This is a genomic window from Nonomuraea sp. CX421, assembly GCF_059358955.1.
This window is the reverse complement of sequence record NZ_JCADBK010000008.1, coordinates 99,146-113,240: the sequence shown is the minus strand read 5'-3', so window position 1 is coordinate 113,240 and position 14,095 is coordinate 99,146. Positions and strand designations below refer to the sequence as shown.

Here is a 14,095-nt window from a genome sequence, read left to right as displayed (position 1 = left end):
CGCAGTGTGGCGTGCCGCTCCGGGCTTGTCATGGGGCGCACGCAATCGTGACGGAACGGGAAGCTCAGGAGTCCTCGAGGCGGAAGCCCACCTTCATGCCCACCTGGAAGTGGGCGACCTCGCCCGCGTCGATGTGCCCGCGAACCTCGGTCACCTCGAACCAGTCGAGGTGACGCAGCGTCTCGGAGGCGCGCCTGATGCCGTTGCGGATGGCCTGGTCAACGCTCTCCCCCGACGTCCCGACTATCTCGGTGACCCGGTACGTTCGATCCGTCATCTCCCCATCTCCTTACTAGAAGGCCATGATCGCATGACTCGCGCCGCCCGTCCGGCAGGCGGTCACAGCACGCCCGTCGGAGGTCTAGCGTGAAGGGTATGAAGTGGTGGCACAGCAAGAAGGACGTCCACCAGGTCACCGACGCCAGACCCTCGCTGACTGCGGACATCCACCGTCGAGAGATCAGCTACCTCATCAAGATGGGGATCCGCACGCTCTGCCTGATCCTGGCGGTGGTGGTGCCGGTGCCGTGGCCCTATCGGCTGCTGTTCATCGCGGGCGCCGTCTTTTTGCCATACATAGCCGTAATCGGGGCCAATGAGAGGGGCGCGGACGTGCCACCTCCCACCTTTCAGACACCCGAAGCTAACCAAAGCGAGATACCAAGGCACCGACGCGAGATCGGGTCGTGACTAAGTCTTGACGCATCCCATGGGTTGTAGGTGTACGCTTTAGCCAAGCGCTCCGGTCCCCCGTCGGAGTGCTGGTGCCGGCGTTCCGGGCCCCCGTCGGAACGCCGATGAAGCGACGCCGGGTGGTTTGCCCCCGTAACCACCCGGCGTCGCCCCTTTCCTGGGGAAACCTTTGTCTTTGGATGATCAGTCCGACAGCGGCGATCTCAGTTTGATAGGGCCTCTTTCCCGAAATCGTTTACGCTCCAACGCGCTCGGAATTCCCAGGAAATCTTCAGCTTCGCGCAGGGCTTGACTTTGGGAGTTCGCCCGAGTGTCAGTCGTCCGTCAGTGTCTCGGCGGTGGCCTGCCCCCAGTTGCCGGCCAGAGCCGTCAGCCGGGCCACGGCGTCCTCCGGAGCGGTGCCGGCGCCCTCGGCGAGCCCCAGCAGATAGGCGGTGAGCGGCGCGGCCGGCCGGGCCACCCCGTGCGCCACTTCCTTGGTGAGGTCGAGGATCGCGTCGCGGTCGACGCGGGCGGGGTCGATGCCCAGCTCCCGGCAGGCCAGCGCGGTCCACTCGTGCAGCACGTTCATGTGAGCCTCCTTGAGATCGTCCATAGTGTCGCAGTCGAACGAGGCCCGGCCGGGCAACGGCACCCGGCCCGCGACCAGGGGCCCGAGCAGGCCGCGCAGCGACCGCCCGGTATAGCCGTCCAGCGCCGCGCGCAACGGCGCGACCTCCCATACGCCCAGCAGCCACTGCTCGCGCCCGTCGCCGTCGACGGCCACGACGCCGCCCGTCCCGCAGGAGCGAGCCGCCAGCAGGGGCGTCAGGTGGGCGGGCAGCAGGAACGGCAGGTCGGCGGCCAGCAACAGCACCCAGGGCGCGGTGACCTCGCTCAGCCCGGCCCGCAGCGCGGGCACCGGTCCCGCTCCCGGAGGGTCCTCCCGGGCGAACACCACCCCCGTCAGCCCGCGCTCGGGCCCGACCACGACGACCCGCCGGGCGTCCGGGACGGCCGCCACGACCCGCTCGACCATCGCCCGGCCGCCCACGGCCAGGCCGGGCTTGTCGACCCCGCCCAGCCGGCGGGCCAGGCCGCCCGCCAGGATCACCGCGTCGTAGCCGCCGTTCACGCGCTCACCGCCCGGCACAGGTCGCCACCGGCCGCGAAACGGTCAGCCGCCGATGGCCGACATCGGCCGGGAGGGCTGCAGGAACGAGGGGTCGTCGATGCCGTGACCGGCGCGTTTGCGGGAGACGGCGGCGACCCAGCGCTCGGCCAGCTCCTCGTCCGAGGCGCCCGCGCGCAGGGCGGCCTTCAGGTCGGACTCCTCGGTGGCGAACAGGCAGTTGCGGATCTGCCCGTCGGCGGTGAGACGGACACGGTCGCAGGCGCCGCAGAACGGGCGGGTCACCGACCCGATCACGCCCACCCGGGCGGGGCCCCCGTCGACCAGGAACCGCTCGGCGGGGGCGCTGCCGCGCTCCTCCGGATCGTCGGGCGTGAGCCGGTAGGCGGTGGTGAGCATGGCCAGGATCTCGTCGGCGGTCACCATGTCCTCGCGGGTCCAGCCGTGCTGGGCGTCGAGCGGCATCTGCTCGATGAAGCGCAGCTCGTAGCCCCGCTCCAGGCACCAGCCGAGCAGGCTCACGGCCTCGTGGTCGTTGATCCCGCGCATCAGCACGGTGTTGACCTTGACGGGACGCAGGCCAGCGTCGTGGGCGGCGGCCAGGCCGTCGATCACGTCGGCGAACCTGTCGCGGTGCGCGAGCCGCTTGAACACGTCGCGGTCGAGCGTGTCGAGGGAGACGTTGACCCGGTCGAGCCCGGCCCCGGCGAGCGCGCCGGCCAGCTTGGCCAGCCCGATGCCGTTGGTGGTCAGCGAGACCTGCGGCCGGGGGGCGAGCGCTGCGGTCCGGGCGACGATGTCGACCAGCTCGCGGCGGAGCAACGGCTCGCCGCCGGTGTAGCGGACCTCGGTGATGCCGAGTCGTTCGACGCCGATCGTGACCAGCCGGACGATCTCGGCGGCGGTGAGCAACTGGGCGTTGGGCAGCCACTCCAGCCCCTCAGGGGGCATGCAGTAGGTGCAACGCAGGTTGCACTTGTCCGTGAGGGACACCCGCAGATCAGTCGCCACCCGTCCGAACGAGTCTCGCAACATGGGGCGTCACCTCCTGTTCCCGTTGGCCAGACGGCCAGACTACGTGGCGTGTCGGCAAGACCCCAAAGGTAACGGTCAGTCCGCATATGGATATCCGCCGAACACCCGCGAATCCACCCTAGATCACCCTCCGGCGCGGCACGCGGTCCCCACCCCCACCGCCGGGCGCGCGGAGCGGAGGGACAATAAATGAGTGGGGATCCATTCCAAGATCCCACAAACTGGATCAGGTCCACCTGAGGAGATCCAGATGTTGCCCAACCAGCCCGCGCCCAATCTGCTGTCGTGGGCCAGCGAGATCGACGACGGCGCGATCATGCAGGCCGCGCGCACCGCCCGGCTGCCGTTCGTGTCCGGTCACGTCGCTCTCATGCCCGACGCGCACGTCGGCATCGGGGCCACCGTCGGTTCGGTGATCCCCACCGAGGGCGCGATCATCCCCGCCGCCGTGGGAGTCGACATCGGCTGCGGCATGGTCGCCACCGAGACCACCCTGACGGCCGCCGACCTGCCCGACGACCTCGGCGCGCTGATGCCGCTGGTCGAGCGGCGCATCCCGGCGGGCGTCGGCAGGGGCCACGACGACCCGGCGCTCGACCGGGCGCTGAGCGACCTCGGCCGCCCGCACACCGGCCTGACGCCCCAGCAGGAGAAGAAGGTGTCGGTGCAGTTCGGCACCCTCGGCTCGGGCAACCACTTCGTCGAGGTCTGCCTGGACGAGCGCGACCGGGTGTGGACGGTGCTGCACTCGGGCTCGCGCGGCATCGGCAACCAGCTGGCCGTCAAGCACATCGCCGACGCCAAGCGGCTGATGCGCCGCCAGGCTCTCGGGCTGGAGGACCCCGACCTGGCCTACCTGGTGCAGAGCACGCCGGAGTTCACCGCGTACATCGAGGACATGCTGTGGGCGCAGCGCTACGCCATGGCCTCGCGCGCCCGGATGGACAGGGTGCTCAGCAACGCGCTGTTCCGCGTCGTCGGGCGGGGCGCCCGGGTCCGCACGATCAACTGCCACCACAACTTCACACAGCAGGAGGTCCACGGCGGCAAGGAGCTGTGGATCACCCGCAAGGGGGCGATCAAGGCCGACGTCGGCGACGAGGGGGTCATCCCGGGCTCGATGGGCACCCGCTCCTACATTGTGCGCGGGCGCGGCAACCCCGACTCCTACAACTCCTGCTCCCACGGGGCGGGGCGGCGGATGTCGCGCAGCAAGGCCAAGCGGCAGCTGTCGGCGGCCTCGCTCACGGAGGCCATGCAGGGCCGCACCTGGAACTCCAGCCGGGCGGCGGCGCTGGTGGACGAGCACCCCGACGCCTACAAGCCGATCGACCAGGTGATGGCCGACCAGCGGGATCTGGTCGAGGTGCGGCACACGCTGAGCCAGGTGTTCAACTACAAGGGCTGAGGCGGCTCCTGCGCGGTGGCTCAGTCTTCACCTCCGGGCCACCGCGGCGATCTACCGTACGCCCATGAGAATGCGGAGATTACTCGCGGGCGCGCTGGCAGTGCTCACCGGCGGTACGGTCGCCGTTGTGCTGATCCAGTCCACCACTCCCGCCGCCGCCGAGCGCCGCGGCGAGGCCCCCCTCGTGATCGGGCACCGCGGCGCGAGCGCGCACCGCCCCGAGCACACGCTGCTGTCGTACGAGGCCGCCATCGCGATGGGCGCCGACTACATCGAGCCCGACCTGGTCTCGACCAAGGATCACGTGCTGGTGGCCCGGCACGAGAACGAGATCTCCGGCACCACCGACGTCGCCGCGCGGGCAGAGTTCGCCGGTCGGCGCACCACCAAGACGATCGACGGCCGGCCCGTCACCGGGTGGTTCACCGAGGACTTCACCCTGGCCGAGCTCAAGACGCTGCGCGCCCGCGAGCGGGTGCCGGAACTGCGCCCGGACAACACGGCCTTCGACGGGCTGGCCGAGATCCCCACGTTCGAGGAGGTCGTGCGGCTCGCGCAGCGCCACGGCGTGGGCGTCTACCCCGAGACCAAGCACCCGTCCTACTTCGACTCGATCGGCCTGTCGCTGGAGGAGCCGCTGCTCGACGTGCTCGGCGCCACCCGGATGCGCGAGGTGTTCATCCAGTCGTTCGAGACGGGCAACCTGCGTGAGCTGCGCGGCAGGACGAAGCTGCCGCTGATCCAGCTGATCACCTGGGGTGGGGCGCCGTACGACTGGACGGCCGCGGGCGACCCGCGCACCTACGACGACATGGTCACGCCGGCGGGCCTGCGTGAGGTGGCCCGCTACGCCGACGGGATCGGGGTGGACACGCGGCGGGTGGTGCCGGTGGGCGCCGACGGGCGGCTGGGGCCGCCGACCTCGCTGGTGGCCGACGCGCACCGGCGGCGGCTGGACGTGCACGTCTGGACCGTGCGCAACGAGAACTCCCAGCTGCCGGCCGACCACCGGCTGGGCGATCCGGCCAGCCCCGTCTACGCGCGCGCCACGGGCGACGTGGCGGGCTGGCTCGGCAGGCTCCTCGACCTGGGCGTCGACGGCGCGTTCTGCGATGACCCGGCGATGGGCCGGGCGGTGGTCGCCCGCCGGGCCGGCTGAGCGGCCGGGGCGAGGCGACCGGATGGCGTAGCCGCGCTGGCGGGCCGGGCGTGGTCACCTTGGCAGACCTCCGGCGAGGGTATGCGGATTTGCCCTATACTGCCCGTCGTCCAGGTGCCCCGAGGATGAGGATCTTTGACGGGCTCGGTGCCGGCCGCCCGAGAGGCGGCCCCGACGTTACGCTTCCCGGCGGGTTCGCTGGTGATCCTCACCGGCCTGCCCGGCGCCGGCAAGACCACCCTGCTCCGCCGCCTGTACGCGCTCGACGGCGGCGAGAGGCGGCCGGTGGCGGCCGGTCCGGTCACGGTGATCGACTCCTACCAGTCGCGGCTGTGGTGGGCCGGGCGGCTCGGGTGGGCGCCCAAGCCGGCGCGCACCGGCGTCGTGTTCGCCACCCACCTGTGGCGCGTCCATCGGGCCCTCACCACCGGCCGCGCGGTGATCGCGCACAACCGCGGCTGCGCTCCCGGGGTGCTGCGGATCTTCGCCTGGCTGGCCCGCCGCTCCGGGGCGGCCTTCCACCTGCTGCTCCTGGACGCCTCACCGGAGGCCGCGCGGGCCGGTCAGCGGGCCAGGAACCGGGTCGTCGGCGAGCGCACCTTCGCCTGGCACCGCCGGCACTGGGGCGCGCTGCTCGCGCGGGCCCGCGCCGGGACGGTGGAGCCGGCCGCGGGCGCGATCGTGCTCGACCGCGCGGGCGCCGACCTCCTGGAGGACATCCGTTTCGACGGCCCGCCCGCCGGGCCCCCGCGATGAGCGGACTCGCCTGGCTCAGCGTGGCGGTCTTCCTGGCCTCGTACGCGCTGATCGCCACCGAGAAGGTGCACCGGGTGGCGGCGGCGCTCGGCGGGGCCGGGATCATGCTGCTGGTCCACGCCAGCGACGCGGGGGCGGCGTTCTTCTCCGAGCACACCGGCATCGACTGGAACGTCATCTTCCTGCTGCTCGGCATGATGGTCATCGTCGGCGTGCTGAAGCAGACCGGCGTCTTCGAGTACCTCGCCATCTGGGCTGCCAAGCGCGCCCGCGGCCGGCCGTACCGGCTGATGGTGCTGCTCGTGGTGATCACGGGGTCGGCCTCGGCGCTGCTCGACAACGTCACCACGGTGCTGCTGATCGCGCCGGTGACGTTCCTGGTCTGCGACCGGCTCGCGCTGCCGGTCGCGCCCTTTCTCATCGCCGAGGCGATGGCCTCCAACATCGGCGGCGCCGCCACCCTGATCGGCGACCCGCCCAACATCATCATCGCCAGCCGCGGCGGGCTGACCTTCAACGACTTCCTCGCGCACATGGCGCCGATGGTCGTCGTGCTCATGGTGGTGTTCGCCGGTCTGTGCCGGGTGTTGTTCCGTAAGGCGTTCCGCTACGACCCCGAACGGGCGGCGGCGATCATGACGCTGGACGAGCGGGAGGCGATCGCCGATCACCGGCTGCTGTGGCAGAGCCTGGCCGTGCTGACGGTGGTGATGGCGGCGTTCGTGCTGCACCCGGTGCTGCACTACGAGCCGTCGGTGGTGGCGCTGCTCGGCGCGGGCATCCTGGTCGCGGCCACCAAGGTGACCACCGAGGACGCCATCCGCGAGGTCGAGTGGCCGACCCTGGTGTTCTTCGCCGGGCTGTTCGTCATGGTCGGCTCGCTGGTGGAGACCGGCGTCATCGAGCAGGTCGCGCGGGCCGCGGTGTCCGCCACCGAGGGGCGGCCCGAACTGACCGCGATGGGCCTGCTCGGCGTCTCGGCCGTGCTGTCGGCCATCGTGGACAACATCCCCTACGTGGCCACGATGAGCCCGATCGTGGAAAGGCTGGTCGAGGCGGGCGGTGGCGAGCAGGCGCGGGTGCTGTGGTGGGCCCTGGCCTTCGGCGCCGACCTGGGCGGCAACGCCACGGCGGTGGGCGCCGCCGCCAACGTGGTCGTGGTCGGCATCGCCGCCCGCAACCGCGTCCCGATCAGCTTCTGGCAGTTCACCAGGTACGGGCTGGTCGTCACCGCGGTCACGGTCGCCCTGGTGGCCCCCTATCTGTGGCTGCGTTATCTGGCGTGATCTGTCGTGGTCAGTCGCGATTAGTCATGATCTGGCGTGATCTGTCGTGCTGCACGGGGATGCATGATGATCAGCGGGGCAGGAATGCCGCGATGCCTTCCGCTGAACTCGTCTACGTCGTCGCGGGCGCCGGTGCGCTGCTCGCCGCCGCGCTGCCCGGCGTCCTCGTCCGCCGTCCGTTCTCGCTGCCGCTCGCCTGCCTGCTCGGCGGCGTACTGGTGTTCCTGCTGCCGACCGGGCTGCCCGACCCCGACCCGGTGACCCACCGAGCCGCGCTGGAACACATCACGGAGATCTGCGTCGTCGTCTCCCTGATGGGCGCGGGCCTGGCGCTCAACCGCACGGTGAGCCTGCGCGGCTGGTCGTCGACCTGGCGGTTGCTCGGCTGGACGATGCCGCTGACCGTGGCCGGCGTCGCGGGCGTCGCCACCGGGCTGCTGGGCTGGCCGCTCGCGGCGGCGCTCCTGCTCGGCGCGGTACTGGCGCCGACCGATCCGGTGCTCGCCTCCGACGTGCAGGTGGGCGAGCCCGTCGACGCCGAGAACGCCGACGACGAGGTCCGCTTCGCGCTGACCTCCGAGGCGGGTCTCAACGACGGCGCGGCCTTCCCCTTCGTGTACGCCGCCATCGCCCTGGCGAGCGTGGGCGGAGCGGGCTGGCTCGGTGAGTGGGCGCTGGTCGACGTGCTCTACCGGACCGGGGCCGGGGTGCTGGCCGGGCTGCTCATCGGCCGGCTCCTGGGCCGGTTGTTCTTCCACGCCCCGACGCGCGACCTGCGCCTGGCCGAGCACCGCGACGGCTTCGTCGCGCTGGCCGCCACCTTCCTGGCCTACGGCCTGACCGAGATGGTGCACGGATACGGCTTCGTCGCGGTCTTCGTCACCGCGTGCGCCATCCGGGGCCTGGAGCGGGGCCACGGCTACAACAACGTCCTGCACGGCTTCGTCGAGCAGATCGAACGGTTGCTGACCGCCTGGCTGCTGCTCCTGCTCGGCGGCTTCGTGGCCTTGGGCGGGCTCGCCGCGCTCACCTGGCAGGGGGCCGTGGCCGGGTTATCGCTCCTGCTGGTGATCCGTCCCCTGACGGCCTGGCTGTCGCAGTGGCGGGGCCGTGCCTCGCCGATGGAACGGGTCGCGACCTCGTTCTTCGGCATCCGGGGCATCGGCTCGCTCTACTACCTGGCGTACGCGCTCGGCCACGCCGACTTCGGGGTCCCGGCGGAGGAGCTGTGGGCGGTCGTGGCCTTCACCGTGATCGCCTCCATCGTGCTGCACGGCGTCACCGCGACTCCGGTGATGGCCCGCCTCGACCGGCTCAGGGACCGGCAGGCGTGAGTGACGCGGCGGGTGGCCGCTACCGGGGTGGCCGCCTGCCGCCGGGTTGGACCAGGCCCGTCTCGAAGGCGTACACCGCCGCCTGGGTGCGGTCGCGCAGGCCGAGCTTGGCCAGGATGTTGCTCACGTGCGACTTCACCGTCTGCTCCGCGATCACCAGGTGGCCGGCGATCTCGGCGTTGGACATGCCGTGCGCGATCAGCGCGAGGATCTCGTTCTCCCGTTCGGTGAGCTCGTCGAGCCGGATCCCACGGGCCCGCGGCGGGGCCTGGCGGGCGAAGGCCGTGATGAGGCGGCGGGTGACGGAGGGCGCGAGCAGGGCGTCTCCCCCGGCCACGACGCGGACGGCGTCGCCCAGCTCGCGCGCGGAGGCGCTCTTCAGCAGGAATCCGCTGGCTCCGGCCCGCAGCGCCGCGTAGACGTACTCGTCCTGGTCGAACGTGGTGAGCACCAGCACCCTCGTGGCGGGGACCACCAGCGGGATGGCGTCCAGCCCGCCCAGCACCGGCATGCGCACATCCATGAGCACGACATCGGGGCTCAGCTCGGAGACCCGGTCGACGGCCTCGCGCCCGTTCGCGGCCTCGCCTGCCACCTCGATGTCCGGCTGGGCGTTGAGCAGGACGGACAGACCCTCGCGGACCATCGCCTGGTCGTCGGCGATCACCACCCGGATCACGTGGCGGCGCCTTTCCCGAAGGGCAACCTGGCCGTCACGGTGTAGCCGCCGTCCGGCCCGGGACCCGCCCCGAGCTCGCCGCCGAGCATCGCGGCCCGCTCGCGCATGCCGACCACGCCGTGTCCCGAGCCCGCCCGCTCCGGCGCGGACGCCGCGGCGGGGCCGTTCGCCACCCGCAGGTCGAGGCAGCGCGCCGTGTGACGGATCTCCACCAGGGCGGCCGCGCCGGGGGCGTGCCGCAGCACGTTGCTCAGCGCCTCCTGCACGATCCGGTACGCCGACAGCTGCACGCCCGGCGGGACCGGCCCGCCCTGGTCCGGCTCCGTCACCAGGGTCACCTCCAGACCGGCCTCCCGCACCCCGGCCACCAGCCCTTCCAGGTCGTCCAGTGTGGGCTGCGGCGCGGGGTCGGCCCCGCCCGCGTCGTTCCTGAGCAGGCCGAGGATTCGGTGCAGCTCGGTGAGCGCCTCCAACGCGCCGGCCCGGATGGTGGCGAAGCTTCGCGCCAGCTCCTCGGGCGGGTGCCGCACGCGGTAGGGGGCGGCCTCGGCCTGGATCGCGATCACCGACATGTGGTGCGCCACGACGTCGTGCAACTCGCGGGCGATCCTGGCCCGCTCCTCCAGCAGCGCCCGCCGGGCCTGCTCCTCGCCGCTCACCCGCTCGGCGCGGGCCATCCTGGTCAGGGCGTCGGCGCGGCCGCGAAGCGCGCCGGCCGCGATGAGCACGGCGGCGCTGAGCACCGTCATGTCCGCCACGGCGCCGGGCTCGATCGAGCCGTGCGCGGCCAGCCGGACGCCGATCCCCGACAGCAGCGTGATCAGCCACATCTCCACCGACACACGGACGCGCGTCCGGAGGGCCACCAGCCCGAGCACGCTCAGGTGCACGAGCATGGACGGCGTCGGCCACACCGGCTCGCCGGGCGGCAGTCCGGCCGTGACGGCGACCAGCGTGGCCGCCGCGAGCGACAGCCACCACGAGGCCATCGGCCAGTAGAGGGCGAGCGGCAGCGCGGCGGCCTGGGCGACGGCCAGCGTGCCCGCCACCTCGTTGCGCAGCCCGAAGTCCTCGATCAGGGTGTGCCAGGCGACGCCCATGACGAGCAGCGCGTATCCGGCCACCGCCGCGTGTGCCGCCCAGGCCAGGAAGGGAAACGCCCGCGGGGACGCCGGGAACAGGGAGGTCCCGGCGCCCGGTGACAGATCCCGCCGCACGCCGCGCAGAGCGGCGCGCGGTCCCCGATCACCCTCGCGCACCCCGGCACCTTTCCGTCAGCTCCCGTAGATCGCTCCGGCTTCCACTGTGCCCGAGAAACGCCGCCGCCGAGATCGATCTCGGCCGAAGGCTAGGACGCGCGCGCCTTGGACGTCATGACCCGGCGGGGCCATGCCGTCCTCTGGCTCTCGGGTAGGGGGTGCTAGAAGGGGTAGGCCGGGGGCTCGGCGCGCATGGTGACCCACCGGGTCTCGGTGAACGCCTCGACGTTGGCCGCCGGGCCGCCGAACCGCGAGCCGGTGCCGGACGCTCCGATGCCGCCGAACGGGCTGTTGGCCTCGTCGCTGACGGTCTGGTCGTTGATGTGCACGATGCCGGTCGGGACGCGGTCGGCCACGGCCAGGCCCTTCATCACGTCGCGGGTGACGATGCCGAGCGAGAGCCCGTACTCGCCGGCGGTGGCCAGCCGCACGGCCTCCTCCACGGTGGAGAAGCGCGCGACCGGGGCGACCGGCCCGAAGATCTCCTGGGAGAAGGCCGGCGTCGACGGGGTCACCTCGGTCAGCACGGTCGCGGCGTAGCAGAGCCCGTCGAAGTCGCCGCCCGCGGCGAGCTTGGCGCCGACGTCGACACTGGCGGTGACCAGCCGGTGCACCTTGTCGCGCTGGCCGGCGTCGATCAGCGGGCCGAGCGCGACCTCGGCGCGGGCCGGGTCGCCCACCGGCAGGGCCGCGGCCTTGGCGGCGAGCCGCTCGACGAAGTCGTCGTGGACGCTCTCGTGCACCAGATGCCGCCCGGTCGTCATGCAGATCTGGCCCTGGTGGAAGAAGGCGCCGAACGCGGACAGGCTCGCCGCCGCGTCGACGTCGGCGTCGTCGAGGATGAGCAGCGCCGAGTTGCCGCCCAGCTCCAGGTGCGCCCGCTTGAGGTGCTTGCCGGCAAGCTCGCCCACCCTGCGGCCCGCCGCGGTGGAGCCGGTGAAGGAGATGACCCGGACGAGCGGGTGCGTGATCATGGCCTCGCCCACATCGGCCCCGCCGGGCAGCACCTGCAGCACGCCCGGCGGCAGCCCGGCCTCCTCGAAGATCCGGGCGATGGTGACCCCGCCGGTCACCGCGGTCCGCGGGTCGGGCTTCAGGAGGACGGCGTTGCCCAGGGCGAGCGCGGGGGCGACCGAGCGGATGCCGAGGATGATGGGCACGTTGAACGGCGAGATCACGCCGACGACGCCGACCGGCATCCGCCTGGCCATCGACAGCCTCGGCTCCTCGCTCGGCAGCAGCTCGCCGTAGGGGCGGCTGGGCAGGGCTGCGGCCTCGTGGCACTCCTGCTCGGCGACGTGCACGGCGAACCCGGCCATCGCGGGGACCGCGCCGACCTCGCGGATGTTCCACCAGGCGATCTCCTCGGCGTGCTCCTGCCACAGCCGGGCCGCCCGGCGCAGCACCTCGGCGCGTTCCGGGTGAGGGGTGACGGCCCATGCGCGCTGCGCCTCGCTCGCGCTCTCCGCCGCTCTGCCGAGGTCGTCGGCGGAGGCCACGCCGACGTGGCCGAGGACCGAGCCGGTGGCCGGCTCGGTGACGTCCATGGAACCACCGGAGCCCGGCGCCCACGCCCCGCCGATGAAGATCCGGTTCTCCCACGTTGCTGCATCGAGAAACACCGCTGTCACCTTCCGCTCGCGGACAGGGGACCGACTGTAGGTCCGGGTCGTGCCGCAATCAATGGGCGGTTCCACATGTTCGAACACTGATGTCACCCCAGGCCGCGCGTCTTCGCTCCGGGACGGTGAGCCGGCCCGCCGGAGCGGGTGGTGCGCCGGAGACGCGAAACGCCCGGCCCCGAGGGGAGCCGGGCGCGGGCGGGCGAGGCGGTCAGCGGCGGTGGCCGATGACCTTGACCCAGTCGGTGGCCCCGGCGGGTTCGAGGCGGCGGTCGCCCTCGAAGACGGCGCGCCACGTGCCCGAGGTGTAGGCCGGGACCTTGGTGTGGAAGTAGCCCTTGTGGCTGGTCCTGACCGTCTCGACGTACTCCCACCTGCCGCTGCGGGCCGGCTGGAAGAGGATCACGATCCGCTTGCGGCCGAGGCGGTGCCACGCCTCGGAGTCCCTGCAGTAGTCGGCGTGGTGCACCGACACGAAGCCGTCGATGTAGTCGTCGTCGCAGCGCACCGACAGCTTGCCGGTGAGCGTCAGCGGCTTGCCCCGCCAGGCGGGCTCGGGGCTCGCGTCGAAGGTGAGCTGGGTGTGACCGTCGTCGGCGCCGGGATCGGCCAGCGCCGGCGAGGCGGCCACCCCTGCCACCGTGACGCCGAGGGCGGCGGCCGCCAGCCCGGCGGCGAGTCGTCGCATCATGAGATCAACTTCCTTCCCCGTATCGGACGCGCACCGCGACGATGCGCGTCAACGCCATTGACGCGTAAGGGTAAGGAAAAGTTTTGGTAAAGCCGATCACGTTTCCGCAACGACCGGTCAATCACGCCTCGCTCGGGCGGGGCACTATGCCGTTTACTGGGGGATTTGGTGCACTGAGGAGAGCGCGGCGGCGTAGTGTCCGGTTCCCGGGTAGCGGACCTGCCAGTAGTCGCCGGTACGCCCCTGCACGGTCCCGGTGAAGTCGCCCCTCTCGCCGGTGGTCGCCGTACCGACCCGCTCCCACGAGCCCGTGGTCCCCTGCCGCCGGAGGATCTCCACCTCCTGGCCGGTGAACGGGGCGTAGTCGGCGAGCCCCTTCGGGCCGACCCGGGTGAGGGAGCCGTTCACACGCACCGACTCCGAGCCGCGGGCCCTGGCGACCCGGACCCCCGTCAGCCTCGTGTCCCTGCGCAACTGGAACGAGGCGTACTCCGTCACCGTCGCCCCGTCGGCGCCCTTGGCCGTCGCCGTCACCGTCCAGGTGCCCGCCGGGTAGAAGCGGTTGAGCCCCTTGTCGGGCAGGAACCGCCAGGTCTCCCAGGCCTCCGCGCCGCGGTCGGAGGCCGGGGCCGCCAGCCGCGCCACGGCGGGGTTCACGTGGATCGGCCGCGGCTCGGGCCTGCGCTCCGTCTGGGGTACGACGGTGGCGGGCCGTCCCTCCGGCCTGGTCCGGTCCCAGCCGGCCTGCTGGCCGGTGGCCCCCGGGGTGCCGGCGGCGGGCGTGGTGGTGGGGGCCGGCTTGGGCGGCGGGCCGGGTTCGACCTTGATGGTCACCCCGTCCTTGCCCCGCGCCCCCTTGACGATCACGTCGACCAGCAGGCGGACGGAATCACCCACCCCGACCACCGGTTCGGCGGGACGTACGTTGATCTCGCGGATGGTGAGCTCGGTCGCGGCGGAGTACGCCGGCGCGGGCGCCATGAGCGTCCCCGCCGCGAGCGAGACGAGAAGGAGTCGTCTGGTCATGAGCCAGACGGTAGGAACCGCACGGTCATGACCAGG

General features: G+C 72.3%; 14 protein-coding genes. 6 read left to right on the top strand and 8 right to left on the bottom strand.

All coding sequences use genetic code 11. The features are described 5' to 3' along the window. Positions 1–64: 64 nt before the first annotated feature. Positions 65–277: a dodecin gene (locus AC5L3X_RS17110; RefSeq protein ID WP_189126916.1), complete on the bottom strand. Its 213-nt coding sequence runs from the start codon at positions 275–277 to the stop codon at positions 65–67. A gap of 98 nt (positions 278–375) precedes the next feature. On the opposite strand from AC5L3X_RS17110, the gene AC5L3X_RS17105 reads away from it, so the two are divergent. Next, positions 376–690 carry a DUF3099 domain-containing protein gene (locus AC5L3X_RS17105; RefSeq protein WP_189126915.1) on the top strand — a complete coding sequence of 105 codons (315 nt, stop codon included), beginning with the start codon at positions 376–378 and terminating at the stop codon, positions 688–690. A gap of 316 nt (positions 691–1,006) precedes the next feature. Here AC5L3X_RS17105 and AC5L3X_RS17100 read toward each other — a convergent pair whose 3' ends face one another. Together AC5L3X_RS17100 and moaA are read right to left on the bottom strand one after the other, a co-directional pair. Next, positions 1,007–1,807 (bottom strand): NTP transferase domain-containing protein, encoded by an 801-nt coding sequence (locus tag AC5L3X_RS17100; protein ID WP_189126914.1) that lies wholly within the window; start codon positions 1,805–1,807, stop codon positions 1,007–1,009. Positions 1,808–1,849: 42 nt separating this feature from the next. Beyond that, on the bottom strand, positions 1,850–2,839 hold the full coding sequence (moaA, locus tag AC5L3X_RS17095) for a GTP 3',8-cyclase MoaA (RefSeq protein ID WP_225263773.1): 990 nt from the start codon (positions 2,837–2,839) through the stop codon (positions 1,850–1,852). 250 nt (positions 2,840–3,089) lie between these two features. On the opposite strand from moaA, the gene AC5L3X_RS17090 reads away from it, so the two are divergent. The 5 genes from AC5L3X_RS17090 to AC5L3X_RS17070 all read left to right on the top strand — a co-directional run bounded on the left by AC5L3X_RS17090 (position 3,090) and on the right by AC5L3X_RS17070 (position 8,782). Next, positions 3,090–4,247, top strand: a complete 1,158-nt coding sequence (locus AC5L3X_RS17090; protein WP_494857933.1) for an RtcB family protein — start codon at positions 3,090–3,092, stop codon at positions 4,245–4,247. A gap of 64 nt (positions 4,248–4,311) precedes the next feature. Next, positions 4,312–5,406 carry a glycerophosphodiester phosphodiesterase gene (locus AC5L3X_RS17085; RefSeq protein ID WP_494857932.1) on the top strand — a complete coding sequence of 365 codons (1,095 nt, stop codon included), beginning with the start codon at positions 4,312–4,314 and terminating at the stop codon, positions 5,404–5,406. Between the two features lie 135 nt (positions 5,407–5,541). Then, a complete protein-coding gene (locus AC5L3X_RS17080) occupies positions 5,542–6,162 on the top strand; it encodes an AAA family ATPase (RefSeq protein WP_494857931.1) in 621 nt (206 codons plus the stop codon). After that, complete coding sequence (locus tag AC5L3X_RS17075; protein ID WP_494857929.1) at positions 6,159–7,448, top strand: ArsB/NhaD family transporter; 1,290 nt, start codon at positions 6,159–6,161, stop codon at positions 7,446–7,448. The genes AC5L3X_RS17080 and AC5L3X_RS17075 overlap by 4 nt, the downstream gene beginning before the upstream one ends. A 92-nt stretch (positions 7,449–7,540) precedes the next feature. Continuing rightward, positions 7,541–8,782: a cation:proton antiporter gene (locus tag AC5L3X_RS17070; RefSeq protein ID WP_494857927.1), complete on the top strand. Its 1,242-nt coding sequence runs from the start codon at positions 7,541–7,543 to the stop codon at positions 8,780–8,782. A 19-nt stretch (positions 8,783–8,801) separates the two neighbouring features. Here AC5L3X_RS17070 and AC5L3X_RS17065 read toward each other — a convergent pair whose 3' ends face one another. The 5 genes from AC5L3X_RS17065 to AC5L3X_RS17045 form a co-directional block, all read right to left on the bottom strand. Then, positions 8,802–9,461 (bottom strand): response regulator, encoded by a 660-nt coding sequence (locus AC5L3X_RS17065; protein WP_494857925.1) that lies wholly within the window; start codon positions 9,459–9,461, stop codon positions 8,802–8,804. Further along, positions 9,458–10,720 (bottom strand): sensor histidine kinase, encoded by a 1,263-nt coding sequence (locus AC5L3X_RS17060; protein WP_494857924.1) that lies wholly within the window; start codon positions 10,718–10,720, stop codon positions 9,458–9,460. Before AC5L3X_RS17060 ends, AC5L3X_RS17065 begins: the two co-directional genes overlap by 4 nt. Before the next feature lie 161 nt (positions 10,721–10,881). Further along, entirely contained in the window at positions 10,882–12,342 is a 1,461-nt protein-coding gene (locus tag AC5L3X_RS17055; RefSeq protein WP_494857922.1) for a benzaldehyde dehydrogenase, read from the bottom strand. A 211-nt stretch (positions 12,343–12,553) separates the two neighbouring features. Next, positions 12,554–13,033 (bottom strand): hypothetical protein, encoded by a 480-nt coding sequence (locus AC5L3X_RS17050; RefSeq protein WP_189126905.1) that lies wholly within the window; start codon positions 13,031–13,033, stop codon positions 12,554–12,556. 153 nt (positions 13,034–13,186) lie between these two features. Further along, positions 13,187–14,059, bottom strand: coding sequence for a hypothetical protein (locus tag AC5L3X_RS17045; protein ID WP_494857920.1), 873 nt, complete (start codon positions 14,057–14,059; stop codon positions 13,187–13,189). Between the last annotated feature and the right edge of the window lie 36 nt (positions 14,060–14,095).